This is a genomic window from Streptomyces sp. NPDC014801 (assembly GCF_043082085.1).
In the GTDB taxonomy this organism is placed as follows: domain Bacteria; phylum Actinomycetota; class Actinomycetes; order Streptomycetales; family Streptomycetaceae; genus Streptomyces.
On record NZ_JBIBXG010000008.1, the window covers coordinates 336643 to 361836 of the forward strand.

At 74.8% G+C, this 25194-nt stretch carries 18 protein-coding genes; 4 read left to right on the forward strand and 14 right to left on the reverse strand.

The genetic code is table 11. From position 1 onward, the window contains the following. Positions 1-176 precede the first annotated feature (176 nt). Positions 177-314: a hypothetical protein gene (locus ACF1AL_RS21455; protein WP_391700356.1), complete on the reverse strand. Its 138-nt coding sequence runs from the start codon at positions 312-314 to the stop codon at positions 177-179. A gap of 1074 nt (positions 315-1388) precedes the next feature. Between ACF1AL_RS21455 and ACF1AL_RS21460 the strand changes: the two genes are divergently transcribed. After that, on the forward strand, positions 1389-2579 hold the full coding sequence (locus ACF1AL_RS21460; protein ID WP_391826900.1) for a hypothetical protein: 1191 nt from the start codon (positions 1389-1391) through the stop codon (positions 2577-2579). Between the two features lie 146 nt (positions 2580-2725). Here ACF1AL_RS21460 and ACF1AL_RS21465 read toward each other — a convergent pair whose 3' ends face one another. From ACF1AL_RS21465 to ACF1AL_RS21475, 3 genes are all read right to left on the reverse strand, one after another. After that, positions 2726-4825: a xanthine dehydrogenase family protein molybdopterin-binding subunit gene (locus ACF1AL_RS21465; RefSeq protein ID WP_391826902.1), complete on the reverse strand. Its 2100-nt coding sequence runs from the start codon at positions 4823-4825 to the stop codon at positions 2726-2728. Positions 4826-4940: 115 nt separating this feature from the next. Beyond that, positions 4941-5933, reverse strand: coding sequence for a xanthine dehydrogenase family protein subunit M (locus ACF1AL_RS21470; RefSeq protein WP_366838639.1), 993 nt, complete (start codon positions 5931-5933; stop codon positions 4941-4943). After that, complete coding sequence (locus ACF1AL_RS21475; protein ID WP_391826904.1) at positions 5930-6487, reverse strand: (2Fe-2S)-binding protein; 558 nt, start codon at positions 6485-6487, stop codon at positions 5930-5932. Before ACF1AL_RS21475 ends, ACF1AL_RS21470 begins: the two co-directional genes overlap by 4 nt. Positions 6488-6808: 321 nt before the next feature. Here ACF1AL_RS21475 and ACF1AL_RS21480 point away from each other — a divergent pair, with 321 nt between their 5' ends. Next, on the forward strand, positions 6809-7495 hold the full coding sequence (locus ACF1AL_RS21480) for a maleylpyruvate isomerase N-terminal domain-containing protein (protein WP_391826906.1): 687 nt from the start codon (positions 6809-6811) through the stop codon (positions 7493-7495). Here ACF1AL_RS21480 and ACF1AL_RS21485 read toward each other — a convergent pair. The 6 genes from ACF1AL_RS21485 to ACF1AL_RS21510 form a co-directional block, all read right to left on the reverse strand. Continuing rightward, positions 7438-8808: a hypothetical protein gene (locus tag ACF1AL_RS21485; RefSeq protein ID WP_391826908.1), complete on the reverse strand. Its 1371-nt coding sequence runs from the start codon at positions 8806-8808 to the stop codon at positions 7438-7440. The two genes, ACF1AL_RS21480 and ACF1AL_RS21485, sit on opposite strands and share 58 nt — an antisense overlap. A 128-nt stretch (positions 8809-8936) precedes the next feature. Then, complete coding sequence (locus tag ACF1AL_RS21490; RefSeq protein ID WP_391777587.1) at positions 8937-9257, reverse strand: hypothetical protein; 321 nt, start codon at positions 9255-9257, stop codon at positions 8937-8939. A 388-nt stretch (positions 9258-9645) separates the two neighbouring features. After that, a complete protein-coding gene (locus ACF1AL_RS21495; RefSeq protein ID WP_391826910.1) occupies positions 9646-10233 on the reverse strand; it encodes a hypothetical protein in 588 nt (195 codons plus the stop codon). A 438-nt stretch (positions 10234-10671) separates the two neighbouring features. Beyond that, positions 10672-12036, reverse strand: a complete 1365-nt coding sequence (locus tag ACF1AL_RS21500) for an FAD-dependent oxidoreductase (RefSeq protein ID WP_366838646.1) — start codon at positions 12034-12036, stop codon at positions 10672-10674. A gap of 209 nt (positions 12037-12245) precedes the next feature. Then, entirely contained in the window at positions 12246-15056 is a 2811-nt protein-coding gene (locus ACF1AL_RS21505) for a SpoIIE family protein phosphatase (protein WP_391818130.1), read from the reverse strand. A gap of 192 nt (positions 15057-15248) precedes the next feature. Then, positions 15249-17735 (reverse strand): SpoIIE family protein phosphatase, encoded by a 2487-nt coding sequence (locus tag ACF1AL_RS21510; RefSeq protein WP_391777590.1) that lies wholly within the window; start codon positions 17733-17735, stop codon positions 15249-15251. A 251-nt stretch (positions 17736-17986) separates the two neighbouring features. Here ACF1AL_RS21510 and proP point away from each other — a divergent pair, with 251 nt between their 5' ends. Continuing rightward, positions 17987-19495: a glycine betaine/L-proline transporter ProP gene (proP, locus tag ACF1AL_RS21515; RefSeq protein WP_391826912.1), complete on the forward strand. Its 1509-nt coding sequence runs from the start codon at positions 17987-17989 to the stop codon at positions 19493-19495. A gap of 186 nt (positions 19496-19681) precedes the next feature. After that, complete coding sequence (locus tag ACF1AL_RS21520; RefSeq protein ID WP_391826914.1) at positions 19682-20527, forward strand: DUF72 domain-containing protein; 846 nt, start codon at positions 19682-19684, stop codon at positions 20525-20527. A gap of 221 nt (positions 20528-20748) precedes the next feature. Here the strand turns inward: ACF1AL_RS21520 and ACF1AL_RS21525 are convergent, their stop codons facing one another. Genes ACF1AL_RS21525 through ACF1AL_RS21540 form a run of 4 tightly spaced genes read right to left on the reverse strand, consistent with a single transcriptional unit; the run spans position 20749 to position 25166 of the window. Next, a complete protein-coding gene (locus ACF1AL_RS21525) occupies positions 20749-22131 on the reverse strand; it encodes a GH1 family beta-glucosidase (protein WP_391826916.1) in 1383 nt (460 codons plus the stop codon). 17 nt (positions 22132-22148) lie between these two features. After that, a complete protein-coding gene (locus ACF1AL_RS21530; RefSeq protein ID WP_366842084.1) occupies positions 22149-22982 on the reverse strand; it encodes a carbohydrate ABC transporter permease in 834 nt (277 codons plus the stop codon). Between the two features lie 7 nt (positions 22983-22989). Next, complete coding sequence (locus tag ACF1AL_RS21535; protein WP_391826919.1) at positions 22990-23937, reverse strand: carbohydrate ABC transporter permease; 948 nt, start codon at positions 23935-23937, stop codon at positions 22990-22992. Further along, positions 23934-25166: an ABC transporter substrate-binding protein gene (locus ACF1AL_RS21540; RefSeq protein WP_391826921.1), complete on the reverse strand. Its 1233-nt coding sequence runs from the start codon at positions 25164-25166 to the stop codon at positions 23934-23936. Before ACF1AL_RS21540 ends, ACF1AL_RS21535 begins: the two co-directional genes overlap by 4 nt. Positions 25167-25194: the final 28 nt, after the last annotated feature.

Genomic DNA, 25194 nt, shown 5'->3' on the forward strand with positions numbered 1-25194 from the left:
TGGTGCCGCCGTGCGGCGCCCCTCGGCCCAGCGCGGTCCTGCGACCTCCAGTCACTTATACGAATCGAACGGGTGAATGGTTTCCTTACTCTGCGTAGTCGGCGCGGAGTGGGGCCTGGACGCCCGTCGTGACGCGGTGGTGAAGAGGATGTGCGGGGCCGGGAACTCCCGGTGGTTCAGCTCGCCGGCGCGGAGCGGTCCGCGAGGCGGCACACGGGCCGCGCGGCGAGCGGGAGTACGGCGATGTCGTCCGGGTGGGGATGATGGAGCAGAACGCCGGCCGGCAGGACGACGGGCGTGGTGGTCGTGTCCACGAGTCCTCCCCTTGCGCGGAACGCCGCGCCGCGTCTGCTCTTCCCCCGCTTTCGATTGACGGATTCCCGTTTCCGGGCCGCCGTACCGCTCCGAGGGGGGAAACGGGGCGCACGAACTTGCGTTCCGGTGGGCTCCTGTACCCCTCGCGGTTCCCCAGTTCACACGGGTGCGCCGGTGGAGTGGCGAACTGCTGTGCGTGCCCCTAGTAATGGGCAGGGCAAGCCGCGTGTCGCAGCTCGGGGGCCCGGTGCGACCGCACCCCTCAGAGAGAGCCCATGATGATCAGCCGCTCTTCGCCCGGTCCGGACCGTCCCACGTCTGCCCTGACCGACCTCACCGAGGCCCAGTCCCCGTCAGCGGGCCCCGCGCGCGCCGCCTACCCGGCCGGCCCCGACCCCGGCTCCGCGCCGCCCGGGACCGGTCCGGGGCCCGGTGCGACGCCGGCTCCCGGGCCGGCGCAGGCCGTTCCTGACGGTGCGCCGGTTGCCGCTGCGCCGTCGCTCTCCGACGCCGGGCCGGTCGCGGCTGCGGCGCCGGGCTTCGCGGAGGCGCCGGTGCCCGATGCGCTCGCGTCGGCTGCCTATGTGACGCCGGGGCCGGCTCCGTTCCCGAAGACCGGGTCCTTGGACTTCGGGGACTTCGCGTGGAATCCGGTGCGTGACGGCAGCCCGGCCGGCGGTCCCGCGCCGGCTGCCGAACCCGGCGCGCCGGCCGGCCCGCGCACGGCCGTCCTGCCGGCGGCGGACACCTCCGCCGGCGCGGGGGTCGTCCCGGAGACGGATCGGGCCGCGGCCGGCTACGCCCCGGCCGCGGAGGCCGCCTCCCCGGCTGCTGCTTCTCCGGCCGCTGCTTCTCCGGCCGCCGCCTTCCCGGCCACCGAATCGGTCGCGGGTCCTCCGCCTGGCGCGGACGGCGCCCCCGCCGAGGCCCCTGCCGCCCCGGCTGCAGCCGCCCCTGCCGCCGCTGCCGCCCCGGCGGCCCCAACCCCGGCTGCCGACGCGACGTCAGGTGCGGGCGCGGGCACGGACGCGGGCGACCCTGCCGGTGCCGGGGGCGCCGTCGCGGCGGCCACCGTGTCCGGCGAGCGCCCCGCCGCGGCCGGGACGGCCGCCGTCCCCGACGCCGCCCCCGCGTCCGGGACGTCCGCCGTCCCCGACGCCGCCCCCGCGTCCGGCGGCCCGGAGGCGGCTCCGGAGGCGGCTCCCGGCAGCCCCACGCCCGCGCCCGATGGCCCGGCGCGTCCTCAGGACGCGGTCGCGTCCGGCGCCGTGGAGAGCGCCGATCCCGTGGGCGGTCTGCTCCAGGTCGCCGCGGCACAGCGGTCGTTGGAGGACATCGCCCGGCTGATCACCCTGCTCCAGGAGTCCGGGGACCCGGGCGTGGCCAGAGACATGCTGCGCGCGGTCGGCATCGCCCGCCCCGTGGAGGACGTCAGCCGGCTGGTCGCGGTGCTCTCCCGGCCCCCGCACCGCGCGGAGGACGCCGACGAGATGATCCGCGCCGCGGCCGAGCACCGCCCCGTGGAGGAGGTGACCCGGCTGATGGACGTCCTCTACCGCGAACCGTCGCAGCCGCACTGCGGCGACGAGGCCGTGCGCGCCGCCGCCACCGGACGCCCCGTCGAGGAACTCGTCGAACTCGTCGGGCGCCTGGCCCGCGAGCGTCGGCACCGTGCGGCGGGCCCGGCTCAGCCTGAGCCCGACGCGGAATCGATGCCCGCCGAGGCGGCCGCCGCGGACACACCGGTGTCTTCGGAGCGCGAGGAGCGGCAGCCCGCCGCCCTCGCGCCCTGGGCCGGACGTCTCGCGGCCCTGGTGCTCGCGGTGTGCGGCGCCGCCTGGTTCCCGCTGCACCGCGACGGTGCGCCCGCGCAGACGTACGCCCTCGCCTTCGGGCTGTCCGCCGTGTGCCTGGTGCTGGCCCTGCTGCTGACGCTGCGGCGCCCGCTGCTGGTCGTGCTCGGCGCGGCCGTGGTGGTCCCGGCGGCTCTCGCGGCCGCCCAGCTGCTGGCGGACCGCGTCCATGTGGCGGAACTGACCCATGCCCTGGCGCTCACCGCGGCGCCGCCCTGGGTCACGGGCCCCCTCGCGGTCGCGGCGTCCTTCACCGCGCTCGCGGCCCTGTGCGTACGCCTCGCCGGTGAGCGCCCGGCGCCCCGCCAGGCCCCGCGGCGGAGAGCGAGCGCCGAGCCGAGCGCAGAGCCGAACCTCGAGCTGAGCCCCGAGCCGGCCTTGGCGCCGGTGGCGGAGCGCGCCTCCGAGTGAGGCGGCGCGGGCGGAAGGCCCGACGAAGACGGCGGCCGCCTCACGGGCCCGAGGACCCGGAGGCGGCCGCCGCCGTCCGCGCGGAAAGCGCCCTTTCGCCGTCCCTCCTCCTGCTCCTGCCTTTCCGGTCGGCCGTCCGCGCCGGGTCAGCCGCCGCCGGACAGGGCCGTCAGGACGCGGTCCGGGGTCAGCGGGAGGTCGCGCAGGCGGACGCCCGTCGCGTGGTGGACGGCATTGGCGACGGCCGCGGCCGTGCCGACGATGCCGATCTCGCCGATGCCCTTGCTGCCCATGGGGTTGAGGTGGGCGTCGTCCTCCTCGATCCAGTGCGCCTCGATGTCGGGCACGTCGGCGTTGACGGGCACGTGGTAGGACGCCAGGTCGGACTGGGCGAAGTCGCCGAACGCCGGGTCCACGGTGCTGTCCTCGGTCAGCGCCATGCCCAGGCCCATCGTCATCCCGCCCACGAACTGCGAGCGCGCGGTACGGGCGTTGAGGATCCGCCCGGCCGCGTACACCCCGAGCAGCCGGCGCACCCGGACCTCGCCGGTCACGGTGTCGACGGCGACCTCGGCGAAGTGCGCCCCGAAGACGTGCCGCGCGTACGGGCTGTCCGCGTCGGCCGTGCCGGAGGTGTCGGCTTCGGCGGTCAGTCCCTGCGGCGGCAGCGGTTCCGTGCGGGCGGCGAGGCGTTCGCCCAGCCGGGCGCACGCCTCGTGCACGGCCCAGCCCCAGGACGCGCTGCCCGAGGACCCGCCGGCCAGCGAGGCGTACGGCAGGTCGCTGCTGCCGACCTCGATGCCCACCCGGTCGAGCGGTACGCCGAGGGCGTCGGCGGCGACCTGTGCGAGCACCGTCCGGGCGCCGGTGCCGATGTCCGTGGCGTTGACCTGGACGAGGTACGTGCCGTCGGGACGGGCGTGCGCCCGCGCGGTCGACGGCTGGACCATGACGGGGTAGGTTGCCGCCGCCACTCCGGTGCCGAGCAGCAGCGGTCCCTGCCGGTGCGAGCCGGGCCGTGGGTCGCGCTCGGCCCAGCCGAACCGGCGGGCCCCCTCGCGCAGGCACTCCACCAGATGCCGGCTGCTGAACGGCTTGCCGCTGTCCGGTTCGCTCTCCGGCTCGTTGACGATCCGCAGCTCCACCGGGTCCATGCCCAGGGCGCAGGCCAGCTCGTCCATCGCCGACTCCAGCGCGTACATCCCGGGCGCCTCGCCGGGCGCCCGCATCCACGACGGGGTCGGCACGTCGAGCCGGACGACCCGGTGCACGGTACGGCTGCCGGGGGCGGCGTACATGACGCGGGAGGGCACCGCCGCCTGCTCCACGAACTCCTTGATGCGGGAGGTGTGCGTGGTGCTCTCGTGCAGCAGCGCGGTCAGCCGGCCGTCGGCGCCGGCCCCGAGCCGCATCCGCTGCACGGTGGGCGCGCGGTGGCCGACGGTGCAGGGCAGGAAGCGGCGGGGGAGGGCCAGCGTGACCGGCCGTCCGGTCTCCCGCGCCGCCATCGCCGCCAGGACGACGTCCGGGCGCGGGGTGCCCTTGGAGCCGAACCCGCCGCCGACGTGCTCGGCCACCACCGAGATCCGCTCCTCCGGCAGCCCGAACAGCCCCGCCAGCGTCATCCGCACCACGGAGGTGCCCTGGCTGGAGGTGTACACGGTGAGCCGGTCGCCGTCCCAGTGGGCGGTGCTGGCGTGCGGCTCCATCGGGTGGTTGTGCAGCGGCGGCACCTGGTAGGTCGCGTCCACGCGGACGGCCGCCGCGGCGAACGCCCCGTCGGCGTCGCCGCGTTCCCGCACCGCCGGGTGGCCGCCGTTGGCCTTCTCGGGGACGTACACCTCCGCATGGTCCTCGGTGAGGGTCACGTCGTGCGGTTCCTCGGTGTACGTCACGCGGACCGCGGCGGCACCCGCGCGTGCCGCCTCCAGGGTTTCGGCCACTACCAGGGCCACGCACCAGCCGCGGTGCGGCACCCGCGGGTCCTGCAGCACGGCGAGCGTCGGATCGTCCGCGTCGCCCAGGCGCGGCGCGTTGTCGTGGCTGAGCACCGTGACGACCCCGGGCAGGGCGAGCGCGGCGGAGGCGTCGACGGCGGTGACCCGGCCGCGCGCGATCGTGGCCGGCACCGGACGGGCGTACAGGCGGCCCGGCAGGGCGTGTTCGGCGGCGTAGCGGGCGGTGCCGGACACCTTCAGGCGCGCTTCGCGGCGCTCGGCCGGCGCGCCCACGGCGGTGGCGGTCATGTCTCCTCCTGAGGGATGCCGGTCCGGTCGTGTCCCGGGGCCAGGACACCGTGGCGCGGGGCCCGGAGCCGTGCTCCGGTGCCGGGCGGGCCCGGCGCGCGGGAACCGGCGGCGGTCATGTCGCGGCGGGCGGGGCGAGGCCGGTCAGGACGTCCACGGCGAGATTGCGGGCGAGGGGCACCTTGAAGGCGTTGTCGCGCAGCGGACGCGCGGCGGCGAGCTCCAGGTCCACGGCGTGCTCGAACGCGGCCGGGGTGGGGGCCGCGCCGCGCAGCGCCTCCTCGGCACGATGGGCGCGCCAGGGCCGGTGCGCCAGCGCCCCGAAGGCGATCCCGGCGTGCTCGACGACCCCGTCCGTCACATGCAGCACCGCGGCGACGGACGCCAGCGCGAAGGCGTACGACGCCCGGTCGCGGGCCTTGCGGTAGCGCGAGGGCAGCCCGGCCGTCGCCGCCGGCAGCAGCACGGCGGTGATCAGCTCGCCCGGCCGCAGCTCCGTGTCCTGCTCCGGGTGCTCCCCGGGCAGCCGGTGGAAGACGTCTGCCGCGATCTGCCGGGCGCCACCGGGCCCGTGCACCTCCACGCGCGCGTCGAGCGCGGCCAGCGCCACCGCCATGTCCGAGGGGTGCGTCGCGATGCACTGCGCGGAGTGGCCGAGCACCGCGTGGTCGCGGTGGACGCCGTCGCGGGCGCCGCAGCCGCTGCCCGGTTCGCGCTTGTTGCACGGCTTGGACAGGTCCTGGAAGTAGGGGCAGCGGGTGCGCTGCATCAGGTTGCCGCCGGTGGTGGCGGCGTTGCGCAGCTGGCCCGAGGCGCCCGCGAGCAGCGCCTGCGAGAGCGCCGGGTAGCGGTCGCGGACCAGGGGGTGGGCGGCGAGGTCGCTGTTGCGGACCAGCGCGCCGACCCGCAGCGAGCCGTCCGGCAGCTCCTCCACGCCGGCCAGCGGCAGCCGCGTGACGTCGACGAGGACGGCGGGCCGCTCCACGCCGAGCTTCATCAGGTCGACCAGGTTGGTGCCGCCGCCGAGGTAGCGGGCGCCCGGCTGGGCGGCGTACGCCTCGGTGGCCTCCGCGACGCTGCCCGGCCGTACGTAGCCGAAGGGTTTCACGGGATCACGTCCTCCACGGCGTCGACGATGCGTGGATAGGCTCCGCAGCGGCAGAGGTTGCCGCTGAGCCGTTCGCGGATCTCCTCCCGGCTGAGCGCCATCGGGCCGCCGGAGGGCACCGCCGGGTCGGTGACGTGCGAGGGATGCCCGGCCGCCGCCTCGGCCAGCGCGCCGAGGGCGGAACAGATCTGGCCCGGTGTGCAGTACCCGCACTGGAAGGCGTCGCGCTCGGTGAACGCCCGCTGCAGCGGGTGCGGTGCCTCCCCGTCGCCGGCGAGGCCTTCCACGGTGGTCACCTCGCAGCCGTCGAGCGTCACCGCCAGCAGCAGACAGGCGTTGACGCGGCGCCCGTCGACCAGCACCGTGCAGGCGCCGCACTGGCCGTGGTCGCAGCCCTTCTTCGCGCCGGTCAGGCCCAGGTCCTCGCGCAGCAGGTCGAGGAGGGTGCGCCGGTGGTCGACGGTGAGGGTGTGCGGTTTGCCGTTGACCCGCAAGGCCGTGTCGGAGCTGTGCGCGCCATGCGCTTCGGAGTGCTCGCTGTGCTCGCTGCCCATGTCGTGTTTCCCCTCCGGACGGGGGCGTCCTGCCGTCCTGTCCGCGTATCCAGGGCGGGCCGGACGACACCCACCGATCGCGGGCACCCTGGCGCGGGCGGGGGTGGTCGTCCCTAGGGGGTGTCTCGTCGATCACGCCGGGCTCGCGGCGCCTGGCACCGCACCTCGCCGCGTTGTCGTCGGTCCCCGATGCTCCGCATCGACTCCCTCCTCCGCCTTGCGATGCTCCCCCACTGCCTGAACGGCGTGGGAGGTACCCCCATCACCAGACGCCGCTCCCTGATCCGGCCTGATCGACGAGACACCCCCTAGGCTGGCCGCATGACGGCTGATCTTTCCGGCACCTTCGACCCGGTCGACGCCCTGCGCGCCTCCTACGGGGCCTTCGCCGCGGTGGTCGAGACGCTCGACGACGACGCGTCGTGGCTGCCGAGCGGCTGCACCGGCTGGGCCGTGCGCGATCTGGTCTTTCACTGCGCCGGCGACGCCCAGCGCGCCCTGGTCGCCCTGCACACGCCGGTGTCCGCCCCGCCGGACCGGGACTCCGTGACCTACTGGCGGGACTGGGGCGCCGACCAGACCGGCGCCGCGAACGGGCGGCGCTGGGCGCGGGTGAGCGCGAGCATGTTCCTCGACTTCGGCCAGTTGCGCGCGCTGTACCTGGAGACCGCCGCGGCGACGGTCGTCGCCGGCGCCGCCGCCGACCCCACGCGCACGGTGCGCACGCAGGGGCACGTGCTGCGCGCGGGGGACCTGCTGACCACGCTCGCCGTCGAGGCCACCGTGCACCACCTCGACCTCACGGTGTCCCTGCCGGGGGCCGCCCCTCCGGCGCCGGAGGGGCTCGCCGCGGTCCGCGCGACCCTGGACGGCCTGCTGGGCCGGCCCGTGCCGCTGGACTGGAGCGACGAGCACTACGCGCGCGCCGCGACCGGGCGCGCGCCGCTGACTCAGGAGGAGCGGCGCGCGCTGGGCTCCGACGCGGACCGGCTGCCGCTGCTGTCCTGAGCGGGAGCGGGAGCGGAGGCGGTGGACGGGGTGGCCGCGGCGGCCTCGGCGGAGGCGGCGGATACGGCGGGTGCGGCGGAAGCCGTGGACCCGCCCAAGGCGGCCGGCGTGGCGGAAGCGGTGGAGTCGGCGGAGGCGGCCGGCGTGGCGGAAGCGGTGGACTCGCGGGAGGCGGCGGGCGCCGGCGAGGCGGTGTCCGGACGGGTGGCGGCGGGGCGCGGCGCACGGGCGGCCTTCAGCCGCTCGAACGTCCGGGTCAGCTGCTGCAGCGGGCCACCGGCCGGCCTGCTGGGCGCCGACACCTCGTCCACGGGCGCCCCGGCGTTCTCCCGGTAGGCGGCCAGCGCCTCGTGCGCCCGCTCGGCGGCCTCCCGGTACAGGTCCCGGGACCGCGTCATCGCCTCCAGGGCTTCGGCGTACATGGCGACCAGGGCGCGCTGGCGCTCCAGCTCCTCCTGCAGCGTGTACAGGTGCCACTGCTCGCGCAGCGCTTCGAGCTGCTCCCCCGCACCCTCCGGGAGCGGCGTGGGCAGGGCGGCGAAGCGGGTCACCGCGTCGACCAGCTCGACGGGTTCGCTGCCGTCGAGGAACACGCTGCGCACCGCGAAGTCCGCGGCGTTCCAGCCGTCCGGGGCGGGGCTGCCGGGCAGCACCAGGGCGCCGCCGCGCGGCACCTCCAGCCCGGTGTCGCGCAGGGCCCAGTTCACCGCGCGCAGCTGCTGCGGGGTGGCCCGGTGCTCCACCACGCGGTGGTGCAGGCCGGGCGGCAGGAAACGGGTGAGCGGCCCACGGCCGCGTGCGTCCGGCGTCATGGCCTCGTGGACGACCACGTGGACGGTCCAGCTGTCGCGCAGCGCGTCCCGCAGCACGCGCCGCAGCGCCTTGTCCTCGTCCGGCAGGAAGTTGACCTCCAGGAACCGCAGACCGGTCGCGGACTCGTGCGCCCAGCCGCCGTCCGGCTCGGCGGGCCAGAACACCGCGGCCGGGGAGGGCCAGCGCAGGTCCCACGGCCGTTCGGCCTCGGCCAGCAGCTGCCACTCCTGGCCGTGTCCGGCGCCCTTGGCGACGGTGAGCCGCGCGCGCACGGTCACCGCGTCCTCGACCTGCCAGCGGGCCTCGAAGACCCGTCTGCCGGTGGGGCTCTCGTCCTCGGGCAGTTCGAGGAAGTCCTCGACGGCCCCGTCGTCCTTCAGCCGCTGCAGGTGTTTGCGCAGCACGCCGGCGGCGGCGGAGCCCGTGAAGCGGCCGCGGGCCGGCCACAGCGTCGGGGGAGTGGTGGTGGGGGCGGGGCGGTCGGTGGGCGAGGTCGGCATGGGTCCGTTCGTGGAGGCGGGGGCGACGTGCTCAGTCAGTATCGTTGCCGCGCGCCGCGCGGATCACACGGGGGTGAGGCCGCGGGTTCCGTCCGTGCCGGGTCCGCCCACCGGTCGTCCCGCCGGGGTCAGTCCTCCCGGTCGGGATGGGGTTCGAGGCCCGCGACGACGTCCGTGACGCCGGCCTCGTCGTCGGGCTCGTCCCGGGCCGGCCGGGCGTCGGCGCTGCGCGAGTTCGGCTGTCCGCCGCCCGTGGTGCCGTAGCCGCCGGGCACCCCGGGAACGCTGTCGGCGTCGGCCTGTTCGCGGCTGATGTGCCGGGTGGCGCGGACGCCGGCGCGCCGTTCGTCGTACGGGTAGCTGAAGGGGCGGGCGGCGGCCCGCCGCTCGTCGGCGGTCTCGGCCGCCTGCGCGGCCTCGTGCGGGTCGGGTGTCTTGCGGTCGCTCATGCGCGCCGGGTACCCGGGGCGTACGGCGGCATGTCGCTCACCCGGACGGGCGACATACTCGCGCCGCGGCTCGTGGACCGGGCCGAGCCGGGTGCGCGGACCTGGCACACGGGACGCACACCGCGCGCACGGCGTGTGCGGCGTTCACCACGGCGGGCGGTGCACACCCGTGGTCGCGGCAGGGGCGCTCCGCACACAATCGTCCGGGCGGACAGGGCCCGTCCACCATCCGCATCGGGACGGGTCCTGCCCGTTTCGGCCGCGCCCGGGGCCACCCACCCGGTCATCCACTGCTCGCTCAGCCGTCCAGCGGCCGCTCAGCCGCCCACCGGCCGCCCTGCCGGGCCGTCACCGTCTCCTGACGGACGAGGGACCGTCGCCGCAGACTCTAGGGACCGCCGCTGCCCTCCCGCTCCGGGCGGCCCCGGCGACGGCCGCGTCGGCGGCGGTCCGCCGGTGGGGCTGCCGGATCCGCCGGGGGAGCGCTGAAGCCGCCCGGCACGAACGACGCGGCCGCCGGCGCCGGGCGCGGCGCGGACCGGTCGTCGCCGGTGGGGCGGGGCACGGACGGGGCCGGCCGGGCGGCGGCCTTGGCCATCACGCGCGTGTGGCTCATCAGCGGCGCGCACGCGGAGCACACCTCGCTGAGCGTCCACACCTGACCGACCGCGGGGTCGTGGCGCAGCACCAGGACCACCGCGCCCCCACAGGAGACCCGGGTGCCCTCGTGCGGAGCGCACCGGTTGTGCCGGCACCAGCAGGCGGCGTCGGGCCGCACGGCCGCCGCTCGGGCGTGCGCGCGGGCATGGGCCTCGGCGAAGCGGCGCAGCGCCGCGAGGTCGCGGGAGCGCGGCGGCATCGCGCAGGCCGAGGAACAGGTGACCGAGGCGGTGCGGTCGCGGTGACCGACCACGCGGATCGTCCAGCTACGACCGGGGCGGCGCGCCGAAGGCGCGTCGGGAATCGTCAGAGTCAAGAGCGCATGTCCTTCGTGGGAGGCGATCAGGCGGGCAGGCACCGAGGAAGATCCACCGATCCACCGGAAGTGGCCTCGCTCACAGCATGCCCACGGGAAAGGCGCGCCATCCTTCTCCCACGCGGGCACCGCGACGCCGCTCACTCCAGCGCGCAGCGGCCTGCCGCGCGACGGGTCCCGGGCCTGGCCACGGGCGCGGCAGGGACCCCGCCGACGCCGGGGAACAGACGTTCAGTGCGGGTACTGCCGCGGCTGCCGCGGGCGCCGCGGGCGCCGCAGCCCGTCGCGGGACCGCGCGATCCGGGAGCTGATCCAGCGGTTCCCGCCCGGCCGCCCCGCTCCGCGGGATCCGGGCAGCGCACGGCGGGGCCGGCGCCGTGTCCGGCACCGGCCCCGCCGGCCGTACGGCCGCGCTCACGCCCTCCGTACGGGGGCCGCTCAGGCGCCGCTCGCCTTGAGCATCTCCTCGCGCTCCACGATCTTCACGCGCTCGCGGCCCTGCGGCTCGCCCAGGGCCTTCTCGGCAGCGTCGAGGGCGTACCAGCCGTCCCAGGTGGTGAAGCGGACGTTCCGCTCGGCCAGGAAGGCGTCGACGGCCTCCGGGGCGGGCGAGGCCGGCGTGTGCAGCCGGCCGTTCGCGTGGTCGTCCAGCAGGCTGGCCACCGTCTCGTTGGCGTCGCCCTTGGTGTGGCCGATGAGGCCGATCGGGCCGCGGCGGATCCAGCCGGTGACGTACACCGACTGCAGGTGGGTGCCGCCCTCCTCGATGACCCGGCCGCCCTCGTCGGGCACGGTGCCGCTGTCCAGGTCCCAGGGCAGCTTGGGGAGCTTGTCGGAGAGGTAGCCCACCGCGCGGTAGACCGCCGTGACGTCCCAGTCGGTGAACTTGCCCGTGCCGCGCACGTTGCCGGTGCCGTCCAGCTCGGTGCGCTCGGTGCGCAGCCCGACCACCTTGCCGTCCTCGCCGAGGATCTCGGTGGGCGACTCGAAGAAGTGCAGGAACAGCTTGTGCGGGCGGTCGCCGGTGTCGCGGATCGCCCAGTTCTCCAGGGTCTTGGCGACCATGTCGGCCTGCTTGTTTCCGCGCCGGGTGGCGATCGAGCCCTCGTCGTAGTCGATGTCCTCGGGGTCGACGACGACCTCGATGTTCGGCGAGTGGTCCAGCTCGCGCAGTTCCATCGGGCTGAACTTCGCCTGCGCCGGGCCGCGGCGGCCGAAGACGTGGATCTCCACGGCCTTGTTGGCCTTCAGCCCGTCGTAGACGTTCGGCGGGATCTCGGTGGGCAGCAGCTCGTCCGCCGTCTTGGCCAGGATGCGCGCCACGTCCAGGGCCACGTTGCCCACGCCCAGCACCGCGACCTTCTCCGCCTCCAGCGGCCAGGTGCGCGGCACGTCCGGGTGGCCGTCGTACCACGAGACGAAGTCGGCGGCGCCGTAGGAGCCGTCTAGGTCGATGCCCGGGATCGGCAGCGCGCGGTCGGCCATGGCGCCGGTGGCGAAGATCACGCCGTCGTAGAAGGCGCGCAGGTCGTCCAGGGAGAGGTCGCTCGGGTAGTCGACGTTGCCGAAGAGGCGGATCTGCGGCTTGTCCAGCACCTGGTGCAGGGCCGTGATGATGCCCTTGATGCGCGGGTGGTCGGGGGCGACGCCGTAGCGGATCAGCCCGAACGGGGCGGGCATGCGCTCGAAGATGTCGATGGACACGCCGGGGTCGGCGGCCACCTCGGACTTGAGGAGGGCGTCGGCGGCGTAGATCCCGGCGGGGCCGGAACCGACGATGGCGACCCGCAGGGGGCGAGACATGACAGGTTCCCTTCGAGCGGCGAATGATCGACTCGACGGGAAGCCTAAGCTAAGGCAAGCCTAAGTCGGTACGCGGGTCCGCTCTATGACCTCATAAGCGCCTCTTATGAGATCTCAAAGGACTGCTTGATGAGTGGAGGTCGGCGGGCGGCACCGGGCAGCGGTGAAGGCCACCGTCTGCCGGGACGTCCGAGGGCTGACGACGGCGGCTACGGCAGCGGCTGCTCGGCCCAGATGATCTTGCCGCTCTGGGTGTAGCGCGTGCCCCAGCGCTCCGTCATCTGCGCCACCAGGAACAGCCCCCGCCCGCCCTCGTCGGACAGGGCCGCGTAGCGCAGATGCGGCGAGGTGTTGCTGCCGTCGGAGACCTCGCAGATCAGGCTGCGGTCCCGCAGCAGCCGCACCCGCACCGGGGCGCTGCCGTACCGGATCGCGTTGGTCACCAGCTCGCTGAGGATCAGCTCCGTGGTGAATTCCAGCTCCTCCAGCCCCCACTGCGCCAGCTGCCGGGTGACGAACGCGCGCACCTCCTTTACCGCCGACGGCTCCATCGGCACCTCCCGCTCGGCGACCTGGTCGGGGCCGAGCGCGCGGGTACGGGCGACCAGCAGCGCGATGTCGTCGGCCTGCCGGGCCGGCAGCAGCGCCTGAAGCACCGACCGGCAGGTCTCCTCCGGCGAGGAGCCGGCCTCGCTCAGCGCCCCGGACAGCAGCTCCAGACCGGTCTCGATGTCGCGCTCGCGGTCCTCCACCAGGCCGTCGGTGTACAGCACGAGTCGGCTGCCCTCCGCCAGGTCCAGTTCGGCCGCCTCGAACGGCAGCCCGCCGAGCCCCAGCGGCGGACCGGCCGGCACCTCGGCGTACTCCACACCGCCGTCGGGACGGACCACCGCGGGTGGGGGATGGCCGGCCCGGGCCACCGTGCAGCGCCGCGCCACCGGGTCGTACACCGCGTACAGGCAGGTCGCCCCGGACACCGGCGCCGCCGAGCCGTCCTCCGTCTCGTCCTGGTCGATCCGCGCCACCAGCTCGTCCAGCAGCGTCAGCAGCTCGTCCGGCTCCAGATCGAGCGCGGAGAAGTTGTGCACCGCCGTGCGCAGCCGGCCCATCGTCGCCGCCGCGTGCAGCCCGTGGCCCACGACATCGCCCACGACGAGCGCCACCCGGGCCCCCGACAGCGGCAGTACGTCGAACCAGTCGCCGCCCACGCCGGCCTGCGCCGGCAGGTACCGGTAGGCGATGTCCAGGGCGTTCTGCGCGGGCAGGCTGCGCGGCAGCAGGCTGCGCTGCAGCGTCACCGCCAGGCCGTGCTCGCGGGTGTAGCGGCGCGCGTTGTCGATGGCCACCGCGGCCCGGGTCACCAGCTCCTCCGCCAGCGCCACCTCGTCGTCGTCGAACGGCTCGGGCCGCTGCGAGCGCCAGAAGCCGACCACGCCCAGCACCCGGCCGCCGGCCCGCACCGGCACGGTGATCAGCGAGTGGATGCCGAACTCCACCACCTGCGCCGACCGTTCCAGGTCCTGCGCCTGCCAGCCCCCGGCGTCGGCCAGGCTCGGCTCGGTCACCACCCGTCCCGTGCCCAGGCTCACCGCGTGCGGCGAGGAGTCCACGAACCGTATCTGCCGGCCCCGCGGGTACAGCGGCGCCCGCTCGCTGACCCCGCTCACCGCCGTACGGCGCAGCGCGCCCCCCGGCTCCGGCTCCTCCCCGGACAGGACCGCGTCGAAGAGGTCCACGGTCACGAAGTCCGCGAACCGGGGCACGGCCAGCTCGGCCAGCTCCTCCGCCGTCCGGGTGACGTCCAGGCTGGTGCCGACGCCCACCCCCGCCGCGTACAGCAGGTCCAGGCGCTCGCGCGCCGCCTCCGCCCGGCCCGACAGGGCCCGCAGCTCGGTGGAGTCGCGCAGGGTGGCCACACTGCCGCTCGGGCCGCCCTCCAGATCGGTGGGCCGCTGGTTGATCGCCAGCAGCCGGTCGCCGACCAGGTGCACCTCGTCGGTGGCGACCCGCCCCGAGGCCAGCAGCTCGGCCGTGTCCTCGTCCAGGCCCAGGTCCCGTACGTGCCGGCGTTCCGCGTCGGCGGGCAGGTCGAGCAGCCGGTGCGCCTCGTCGTTGGCGAGCAGCAGATCGCCGTCGCCGCTGACGATGAGCACGCCCTCGCGCACCGAGTGCAGCACCGCGTCGTGGTGCTCGTACATCCGGGTCATCTCGCGCGGGCCGAGGCCGTGGGTCTGGCGCATCAGCCGTCTGCTGACCAGCGCGGTACCCCCGGTGGCCAGGGCCAGGCCGATACCCGCCGCGGCCAGCACCAGCGGCAGCTGCCGGTCGGCCGCGCCGCCCACGTGCGCGGTGGTGATGCCGGCCGACACCAGCCCGACGACCTTCCCGCCGGGCGCCTTCACCGGCACCACCGCCTGCACCAGGCGGCCGATCGTGCCGTTGACCTCCTCCACGACCGTGCCCCCGGCCAGCGCCGGGGCGATGGTGCCGACGAACTTCTTGCCGATGCGGTCCGGCTTGGGGTGGGTGTAGCGGATGCCGTCGGTGTCCGTGACGACGATGAAGTCCACGTTCGCGGCCTTGCGGGCCGCCTCGGCGCGCGGCTGCAGGAGGGCGGTCGGGTGGGGGCTCTTGAGCGCCGCCTGGATGCCGGGGGAGTTGGCGAAGGTCTCGGCGACCGCGAGGGAGCGGGTGCGGGCCTCCTGCGTGGTGTCGTGCCGCACCTGCAGCACCAGCGCCACCACGGCCGCCACGACGAGCAGCAGCACGATGACGACGTTGAGCAGGAACACCTGCCCGGCCAGGCTGCGGCCACCCAGCGTGCCCCGCAGTCCCGCCGCCGGTTCCCACCGGGTGCGGCCCGGCCCCGAGCGCCGCGCGGCGGGCGGGGACGCGGCGGCCGTCGTCCGCCGCACGCGCCGTCCGTCCGTCCGGGGCACGCCGTCATGGCCGCGCGCATCCCGCCGGCTGCCGGGACGCCGGGGCGAGCGGGTCCCGGAACGACCCAGAAGTCGGACCATGTGCCCATGTCTACACTGCCGCGCCGCATGAGGCGAGGGGCGTCGCGCCCTGGTGGGGTCCCACGGGGTGAGTCCGGGGGCGGTCCTCTCGGCCGCCGGGGGCGGGAGCTCAGGGGACGTTCCGGCGGCGCCGGTGAGGCCGAGGCCCTCCCGCGCGGTGAGCCGCGTCCTCCGCGCCCTCGGCGGAAGGCATCACCGTGCGGTGGTCGCGGTCGGGGTGAGCGACGCGAGGAGGAGGGCGATGTCGTCCGGGCGGCCCGTCGCCTGGCGGGCCGTCGCGGTGAGCCGGTCGGCGACGTCCGACAGCGAACGGCAGCCCGGGTCGGTGCCGGGCGCGCCCGCCCGGCACAGGGCGTCCAGCAGCGCCGTGATGCCGTCGTCGATGTCGCGGCCGGGCCGTTCGACGAGCCCGTCGGTGTAGAGCGCGAGCACCGCGCCGGGCGTCATCCGCAGCTCCGCCACCGGATAGCGGGCGGCCGGGTCCACGCCGAGGACGACCCCGCCGGGCAGGTTCACGACCCGGGCCCGCCCGTCGGCGTCCCGCAGCAGCGGCGGCGGATGCCCGGCCCGCACCACCCGGGCCACCCCGCTGACCGGGTCCAGCCGGACATAGCAGCAGCTGGCGAACTGGCCCGGATCCAGGTCGATCAGCAGCCGGTTGGTGCCGCCCACCACCTCCTCGGGCGGCCGGTCGCTCAGCGCGAACGCGCGCACCGCGCTGCGCAGCTGCCCCATCGTGGCGGCCGCCTGCACGCCGTGGCCCTGCACGTCCCCGATGACCAGCGCGAGCCCGTCCCCGGACGGCACCACGTCGTACCAGTCGCCGCCCACGTCCATCCCCTCGGTGCCGGGCAGGTACCGCCCCGCGGTCTCCACCCGGGGGTGCACGGGCAGGCTGCGCGGCAGCAGCGCCTGCTGCAGCCCGTGGGCCAGGGCGGCCTCGGTGTCGTAGCGCTGGGCCTTCTCCATCACGTGCGCGATCAGCCCGGCGAGCGCGGTGAGCACCGTGCGCTCCTCGGCGCTGAAGCTGCGGGACCGGTCGAAGCCGAGGATGCACGAGCCGACCGGCCGGCCCGAGGAGATCAGCGGCAGGAACGCGCGGGCCCCCTCGGTGGCGTCCATCGGGATGCCCGGGTAGGCGGCCTGGAGCTGCTGCATGGAGTCGAAGAACAGCGGGCGGCCCGTGGTGAGGGTCTCCACCCCGGGCAGCCGCGCGTCCAGGGCCACCCCCTCGAACGGCGTGAGGAAGCCCGGTGGGAAGCCGGTCTCCCAGGCCAGGAACAGATGGCGTTCCTGCAGCAGGTAGATGGCCAGCCGGCGGCCCCCGAACGCGGGCAGCAACTCCTGGACGACCACGGCCGACACCTGGCGCGCCGTGACCGCCTCGGACAGCGCGAGGGCGAGGGCGATCGGGCGGTACTGCGGTGTCGTCGCGGCCGTGACCGGGCCGGGCGCGCCGTCCTTCGACACCGTCGGCGCGGAGTCCGGCACCCGGTCGGCGGGGACCACGGTGCAGGTCAGGATGTGCGGGCCGGGATGCACCGACACGGCCAGCCAGTCGCCCTCGTACGCCTGGCGCGCCGGGGCGGGCGGGCGCCGGACGTGGAAGGTCACCGGCTCCATGGAGAGCAGGGCGTGGCGCAGCTGGTCCTCGCAGCCCGGCTGGTCCAGCCACGGCACGGCCTCCCACAGCGGACGGCCGAGGAGACGGTCGTGCGCCAGGCCGAGCAGGTGCGCGGCGCGCGGATTGGCGTAGCCGACCACTCCGAGCCGGTCCAGGCAGAACACGCCCTGCGGCAGCAGATCGGCCGCCCCGTCGGCGAGCGTGCCGGACTCCGGGTCGAGGACGACGCCGTCGACGGGCCGGACCCGTCCGCCGTCCGCCGTGCCCGGCGCCCACAGCAGCACCAGGCGCTGCGCGCCGTCCGCGGTGCGCACCGGCAGTGGCAGGGGCGGCGGCCGGCCGTGGGCCGCCTCGCGCAGCAGCGCGGGCAGCTCCGGCGCGACGGTGCGCAGGGAGTCGAGCGTCCCGGGAAGCCGCCCGGACGCCACCCCGAGCAGGGCCTGGGCCTGGCCGTCCGCGGTGAGCACGTCGGCCAGCGGGTCCCAGGCCAGGCTGCCCACCCGGCCGCCGGCCGGCCCCGGGCCCGGCGGCCGCACGTCCAGGGGCGCCGTGTCCCAGGTGACGTCCGAGCCGGTCGCCGCGCGCCGGTGCAGCGCGGCGGCCAGCCGCTCGGCGAGCGCGGTCAGCGACTGGCGGTGCGGCACCAGGTCGGCGCCGTCCGCGACCGCGGGGCGCAGCACGGCCAGCACCCCGAACGCGCGCGCGTCGTGGCTGACCGGGACGCACAGGGAACCGAACGGGAACGGCAGCCCGGCCGCGAACTGCGGATAGCGCCGCATCGTCTCGGCCGGGTTCGGCAGCACCACGGGCTCGCCGAGGCGGTGCGCGTCGGACACCGGGAACGGCCGCTCGACGTGCAGCCGCCACCAGGGCCGGAACAGGGTCCCGGGCAGCCCGGAGAGCACCGCCAGCCGCAGCAGACCGGGCGTGGCCGAGCGCAGGTACACGGCGGCGACCCGGCCGTCCGCGGCACGCGCCGCCTGCGTCGCGGCATCGGTCAGCAGCGCCGCCGCCCACCCGGGTGGCCGCTGTCCGTCCCCGGCGCTCGCACTCATGCCCCTGCCTCATCGGTGTGCCGCCGCGTGGGCGACACAGCAAGAATGCGCCTCCTGCGGGCCGGGGCGCATCCGCGCGCACGGGGTACCCGGCCGTGGTCCGTCGCGGCCGCGGCGGCCGGCCGGCGGCACGGCCCGCCGACACGGCCGGTGGAGTGACGAACATCCCTCCGACGCACCGCCCGGTTTGCGCTCGCCACGAGTGAGCAGGGGATCTTGCGGTTGTCCCTGTCCGCTGGAAAGGAGTCCTCATGGAGCCCGGCGCGCCCGACACCTTCGAGGCCGCTGCGGATCCCGCGGCCGAACGCCGCCACCGCGCGCTCTTCCGCGCCGCGAGACGCCGCCGCAACCCGCCGCTGCGCCGCACCGACATCACGGTGACCGACGAGGCGGCCGTACAGCGCGCCGTGAAGGCGGCCTCGCTCGGCAACGCGATGGAGTGGTTCGACTTCGGCATCTACAGCTATCTGGCGGTCACGCTCGGACACGTCTTCTTCCCGTCCGGGAACGAAACGGTGCAGCTGCTGTCCTCGTTCGCGACGTTCGCGGTGTCCTTCCTGGTACGGCCGCTCGGCGGCATGGTCTTCGGGCCGCTCGGCGACCGCATCGGCCGCAAGAAGGTGCTCGCCCTCACCATGATCCTGATGGCGATCGGCACGTTCGCGATCGGCCTGATCCCCTCCTACGCGGTGATCGGCTTCTGGGCCCCGGCCCTGCTGATCCTGTTCCGCCTGGTCCAGGGCTTCTCCACGGGCGGCGAGTACGGCGGTGCCTCCACCTTCATCGCCGAGTACGCGCCCGACCGGCGGCGCGGCTTCTTCGGCAGCTTCCTCGAACTGGGCACCCTCGCCGGCTACGTCGGTGCCGCGGGCCTGGTGACGGCGCTGACGGCATGGCTGGGCGACGGCGGCATGCAGGACTGGGGCTGGCGGGTGCCGTTCCTGGTGGCCGGCCCGATCGGTCTGATCGGCCTCTACCTGCGGCTGCGGCTGGACGAGACGCCCGCCTTCCGCAAGCTGGAGGACGACTCCGTGCACCGGGCGTCGGAGGCCGCCTCCACCGTGGAGACGAGCGCGCGCGGCGACCTGGCGAAGATCTTCCGCGCGCACTGGCGGACGCTCATCCTGTGCGTCTGCCTGGTCGGCGCCTACAACATCGCCGACTACATGCTGCTGTCGTACATGCCGACCTATCTGTCCGACGAGATGGGCTACTCCGAGGCGCACGGCCTGCTGATCCTCATCGGCACCATGGTGGTGCTGATGCTGCTCATCAACCAGGTCGGCCGTCTCTCCGACCGGCTGGGCCGCAAGCCCCTGCTGATGACCGGCATGCTCGGCTTCCTGCTGCTGTCCGTCCCCGCGTTCCTGCTGGTCGGCCAGGGCAGTCTGGGCGCGGTGACGGCGGGCATGCTGATGCTCGGACTGTCCCTGGTGTGCCTGCTCGGCACGATGTCCGCCGCCCTGCCCGCGCTGTTCCCCACCCAGGTGCGCTACGGCTCGCTGTCGATCGGCTACAACCTCTCCGCGTCCCTCTTCGGCGGGACGACCCCGCTCGTCGTCACGGCGCTGATCTCGGCCACCGGCAGCGAGATGATGCCCGCGTACTACGCCATGGCGGCGGCCCTCGTCGGCGTGATCGCCGTCGCGTGCATGAAGGAGACGGCACGCCGCCCCCTCGACGGCTCCCCGCCGTCGGTGGAGACGCAGGAGGAGGCGGACCGCCTGGTGACGGAACAGGCACCGGCTCCCCGCTTCTGACCTGCCGTCAGGGCAGCCGCGGCACCTCGCGCCAGGGCGGAGCGATCCCCCGCATCACCCGGCACAGGCCCGCCCCCCCCGGGACGCACAGCGCGACGGGGCGGCGGGCCTGCGCGCGTCCGCCTCCCGCCGGCGTCCGGCCGCAACCGCCCCATGAGCGGGCCGCGTCGGGGTAATCGGGCCGCCATGGGTGAGATTCTCGTGGGCACGTGCTCGTGGACCGACCGGGCACTGGTCGGCAGCGGCTGGTACCCCGCCGGGCGGCGGGACGCCGAGGGACGGCTGCGGCACTACGCCGAGCGCTTCCCGGTCGTCGAGGTCGACGCCACCTACTACGCCCTCCCCTCCGCCCGCACCACCCGGCTGTGGGTCGAACGCACCCCCGACGGCTTCGTCTTCGACGTGAAGGCCTTCTCGCTGCTCACCGGCCACCCCACGCGGGCCGGTACGCTGCCGGACGGGCTGCCGCCCGACGGCCGGGACCCCGCGGTGCTGGACGAGGTGTGGTCCCGCTTCGCCGTCGCGCTCGAACCCCTGCGCGACGCGGGCCGCCTGGGCAGCGTCCTGTTCCAGTTCCCGCCCTGGCTGCGCCCCGGCGCGCGCGCCGAGGCGGTCCTGCGCGACTGCGCCGCACGCACCGCCGGCTGGACGGTCGCCGTCGAGTTCCGCCACCCGGCGTGGTGGAGCGGCGAACACCACGACGACACGCTCGCGTTGCTGCGCCGGCACGGCTTCGCCTCGGTCGCCGTGGACATGGCCCAGGGCCTGCCGTCCTCCGTGCCGCCCGTCACCCCGGTCACCTCACCCCGGGTGTCCGTGGTCCGCTTCCACGGGCGCAGCCCCGCCTGGGGGACCGGCAGCAAGGAGGACCGCTTCCGGCACGACTACACCGACGCCGAGCTGAAGCAGTGGGTGCCCCGGCTGCGCGCGGCGGCCCACCGGACCGAGCGGCTGCACGTGCTGTTCAACAACTGCTGCGGCACGGCCGCCGTCGACGCCGCCGCACGGATGCGCGACCTGCTGGCCGGCTGATCGCGGCGGCGCGCCACCCGAAGGCCCCCCGGCGGCACCGGCCGGCGGCACGCCACCACGACACCGCGGCCGGCGGCGTGCCACCACGCCACCGGCCGGCGGCACGTCGACACGCGGGCGCATGCGCGGCACCACAGCAACCCCGTGGCGGCGCGCATGCACCGGCACAGCCCGGCGGCGCGCAGCCGGCAGCATCCGCCACCGACGCGCCGCCGTGCGCGTCAGCCCCGGTGCGCCGCGATGACGTCCCGGTACCACCGGTAGCTGTCCTTCGGTGTCCGCCGCTGCGTCGCGTAGTCGACCCGGACGATGCCGAACCGCTTGCCGTAGCCGTGCGCCCACTCGAAGTTGTCCAGCAGGGACCACACGTAGTAGCCGCGCACGTCGACGCCCGCGTCCAGCGCGGCGCGCAGCGCGCGGAGGTGGTCGCGCAGGTAGGCGACGCGGTCGGTGTCGTGCACCGAGCCGTCGGCGCTCACCTCGTCGTGCTCGGCCGAGCCGTTCTCGGTGATGTGCACCGGCGGCAGCGCGTCGCCGTACCGCTCCTTGAGGGCCACCAGCAGGTCGGTGAAGGTGTCCGGCGCGACCGGCCAGTCCATCGCGGTGTGCCGTACGCCGTCCAGCCGCACCTCCGTGTACCGGTTGTCCGTGGCCACCCGCCGGGCCGGGTCGGTCTCCCGGTGGGGCGCGTCGGCGACCACGATGGGCCGGTAGTAGTTGATGCCGAGAAAGTCCAGCGGCTGCCCGATCAGCTCCAGGTCGCCCGCACGCCGGAAGTCCTGACCGGTGATCAGCTCGCCCCAGGTCTCCTCCTCGCTCGCCGGGTAGCGGCCCGCGAACAGCGGCTCGGTCCACACCAGGTTGTGCTGGGTGTCCGCGCGGACGACGGCGGCCCGGTCGGCGGGGGAGTCCGGCGAGGCCGGCAGGTTGCGGTCCAGGTTGAGGGTGATGCCCGCCTCGCGTACCCCGGCCGCCCGCAGGGCCTGGACGGCGAGCCCGTGGCCGACCAGCAGGTGGTGGGCGGCGGCGAGCGCGCCGCGCCCCTCCCGGGCGCCGGGCGCGTGGCGGCCGACGGAGTAGCCGAGGAAGGCGCTGCACCACGGCTCGTTGAGGGTGATCCAGCGCGGCACCCGGTCGCCCAGGCGCTCGGCGACGACGGCGGTGTACGCGGCGAAGTGCTCCGCCGTCTCGCGCGTCCGCCAGCCGCCCCGGTCCTCCAGGGCCTGCGGAAGGTCCCAGTGGTAGAGGGTGGCGGCGGGTTCGATCCCGGCGGCGAGCAGCTCGTCGACCAGCCGGTCGTAGAAGTCGAGGCCCTTGGGATTGACCGCGCCCGAGCCGTCCGGGACGATCCGCGGCCAGGCGAGGGAGAACCGGTAGGAGTCCACGCCCAGGTCGCGCAGCAGCGCCACGTCCTCGCGGTAGCGGTGGTAGTGGTCGCAGGCGACGTCGCCGGTGTCGCCGCCTGTGACCAGGCCCGGCGTGTGGCTGTAGGTGTCCCAGATGGAGGGGCCGCGGCCGTCCTCGTACGCGGCGCCCTCGATCTGGTACGAGGCGGTCGCGGCGCCGAAGACGAAACCGGGCGGGAACAGGGGGAAGTCGGTCATGTGGGCGGCCTTCGCGGTCACTTGACGGAACCGCCGGTGATTCCGGCGGCGATGTACTTCTGGGCGAGGACGAGCAGGATCGCGGCGGGGACGGCGGACAGCACCGACGCGGCCATCACCGAGCCCCAGTCGCCGACGTGCGCGCCGATGTACTGGTAGATGCCGAGCGTGACCGGCTTGACGTCGTCGGTGGTGTTCAGGGTGAGGGCGAACATGAAGTCGCTCCACGAGAACAGGAACGCGAACAGGCCCGAGGTGATGAGCGCGTTGCGGCTCATCGGCAGCACCACCTGGACGAACGTGCGCACCCGGCCCGCCCCGTCCACCTGCGCCGCCTCCACGACCTCGGCGGGCAGGGACACCATGAACGAGCGCATCAGCACGATGGAGAAGGGGATGCCGAGCGAGGCGTCCGCCAGCATCAGCCCGGCGTAGGAGTTGACCAGGCCGAGGTCGACGTAGGTGGTGTACAGGGCGTTGGCGATGACGATGCCCGGCACCATCTGGGTGATCAGGGTGCCGAAGACGATGCCGCGGCTGCCGGGCAGCCGGAACCGGGCGAGCCCGTAGGCGGCCGGCGCGGCGAGCGCCAGACAGATCACCACGGCACCCAGGGACACCACGAGCGAGGTCAGCAGATGCCCGCCCTGGTCCGTGAGCGCCTTGGAGAAGCCGGACAGGTCCAGTCCGTGCGGCAGCGGATCGACCTCCAGCAGGCCGGCCTTCGGCTGCAGCGCGGTGTCGAGCATCCAGTACAGCGGGAACAGCATCACGCCCAGCACGAGCACGCCCGCCACGGTGGAGCCCCAGCGGCGCTTCGGCCCGCGCGGCCTCACGGTCTCGGTGGCCATCGTTCGGTCACTTCCCCTCGGTGCGGTTGGCCCGCAGGTAGAACACCGCGAACACCGCGGAGATCAGGATCAGGACGTTGCCGACCACCGCGCCCGCACCGAAGTCCAGCTGCACGAAGGAGTTCTGGTAGGTGAGGGTGCCCAGGGTCTGCGTCGCGTCGGCGGGTCCGCCGTCGGTCAGGGCGAGGATCAGGTCGAGGATCTTGACCGTCGACATGAATCCCAGGACCAGCACGACGGTGATGACGGGCTTGAGCATCGGCAGGGTGACGGACCGGAACGTCCGCCATGCCGACGCCCCGTCAAGAGAGGCGGCCTCGTACAGCTCCCGGGGGATCTCCTGCAGACCGCCGTACAGAATGACCATGTTGAAGGGAATGCCGATCCAGACGTTGACCAGGACGACCGACAGCAGGGCCATGTGCGGACTGGTCAACCAGGGGGTGTGACCACCCAGTCCGACCGTGTCCAGGAACGTGTTGAGCACACCGGTGTCCTGGTCCAGGATGCGGCGCCACACGATGCCGGACACCACCATCGGCACCAGCCAGGGCAGGAGGATCAACGACCTGAGCACACCGCCCAGCGGAAACCTGTTGTTGAAGAACACCGCGAGGGCGAGGCCGGCGCTGAACTGCCCGAGCAGCGAGCCGGCCGTGAAGAGCAGGGTGTGCCAGAGCGCCTTGCCGAACAGGGTGTCGTGGAAGACGTGCGACCAGTTGTCGACGCCGTTGAAGGGCGCCTCGCCGGTGAAGAACGTCTTCGGCGTGTAGTGCTGGAAGCTCATCACGACGTTGCGGACCAGCGGATAGCCGAAGAACAGCAGCATGAAGACGACGGCGGGGGCGACGAACCCCCACTGTGCGAGCCGTTGCCGCAGCCGGCGGGGACCCGGGGCGCCGGTCTTCTCGCGCGAGGCGGCCGGCGCCGGGGCGGTGACGGTGGACGTGGTCATGGGCGCGTACCTCGGTTCCCGCTCGTGGCCCGCTGCTGGGCGCGCTTCAGGGCGGACTCGCTGGACTGCCCGGTGAGGGCGGACTGGAAGGCGCTCTGCAGGGCGAGGGACACGTTCGACCAGCCGGCGCCGAGTTCGGCGGTCCGGGAGCGGGCCTGGGCCACCTGGTCGGCGAGGGCGTCCAGCTCCGGCACGCGGCTGCGCCATACGGTGGCGGCCCGTTCGTTCGCGGGGACCATCCAGCTGTTGAGCGCGTAGGTCAGCTGCTCCTTCTCGCCGGCCAGGCAGCCGATGATGCGCCCGGCCGTCTTCTCCCGGGCCGTGTCGCCGGTGTTCGGCACGGTCAGCACCGCCCCGCCGAGCGGGCCGACGGACCGCCCGCCCGCCTTCGGCACGGGGATGCGCGCGATGCCCCAGTGCAGCGACTTCTTGTTGTTGAGCGTCTCGACCTGCCACGGACCGTTGATCATCATGGCGGCGTTGCCCGCCATGAACTGGTCGTTGACGTCCGCCTGGGTCCAGCCGACGGTCGCCTTCGACAGCGAGCCGTCCTTCAGCAGGCTCTTCCAGAAGTCCAGGGCCTGGACGACCTTCGGCCCGTCGAGGTGGGCCTCGTCGCCGCCGTTGGACCACATGAACGGCGTGAACTGGAAGACGCCGTCCTCCGCGCCGCCCGCGCTCAGGGCGATGCCGTAGCGCTTGCCGTCGGTGAGCTTCCTCGCCGCCGCGCGCAGTTCGTCCCAGGTGGTGGGCACCGGCACGCCGGCCCGGTCCAGCGCGTCCTTGTCGTAGAACAGCGCGAGCGTGTTCACCGAGCGGGCGGCGCCGTAGTACGTGCCCCGGTACGAACCGAAGTCGACGATGCCCCGCGGAACGCCCTCGGTGCGCAGCCCGAGCGTGCGCAGGTCGACCAGCCCGCCGGCCTCGGCGAACGTCGGCATCTCGGAGGCGTCGAACTGGATGATGTCCGGCAGCGATTTCGAGGACGCCATGCGCAGCGCCTTGGTCATCACCTGCGCCGCCGGGACGCTCTGCTGCTCGATCGTGACGCCGAGCTGCCGGCCGCAGCGGGCCATCGCCTGCGCGTCCCAGCGGTGGTACGACTCGTCGGTCGAGGAGTTCAGGACGGTGTAGACCCCGCTGTCGTGCTGCCGGCCGCATCCCGTCAGGGAGGTGCCGGCCAGCAGTATGAGGACCGCTGCAAGCGATTTGTTGAAGCGCTTCGACATAGGCTGGACCTTGCTGTCAGCTGCCCGG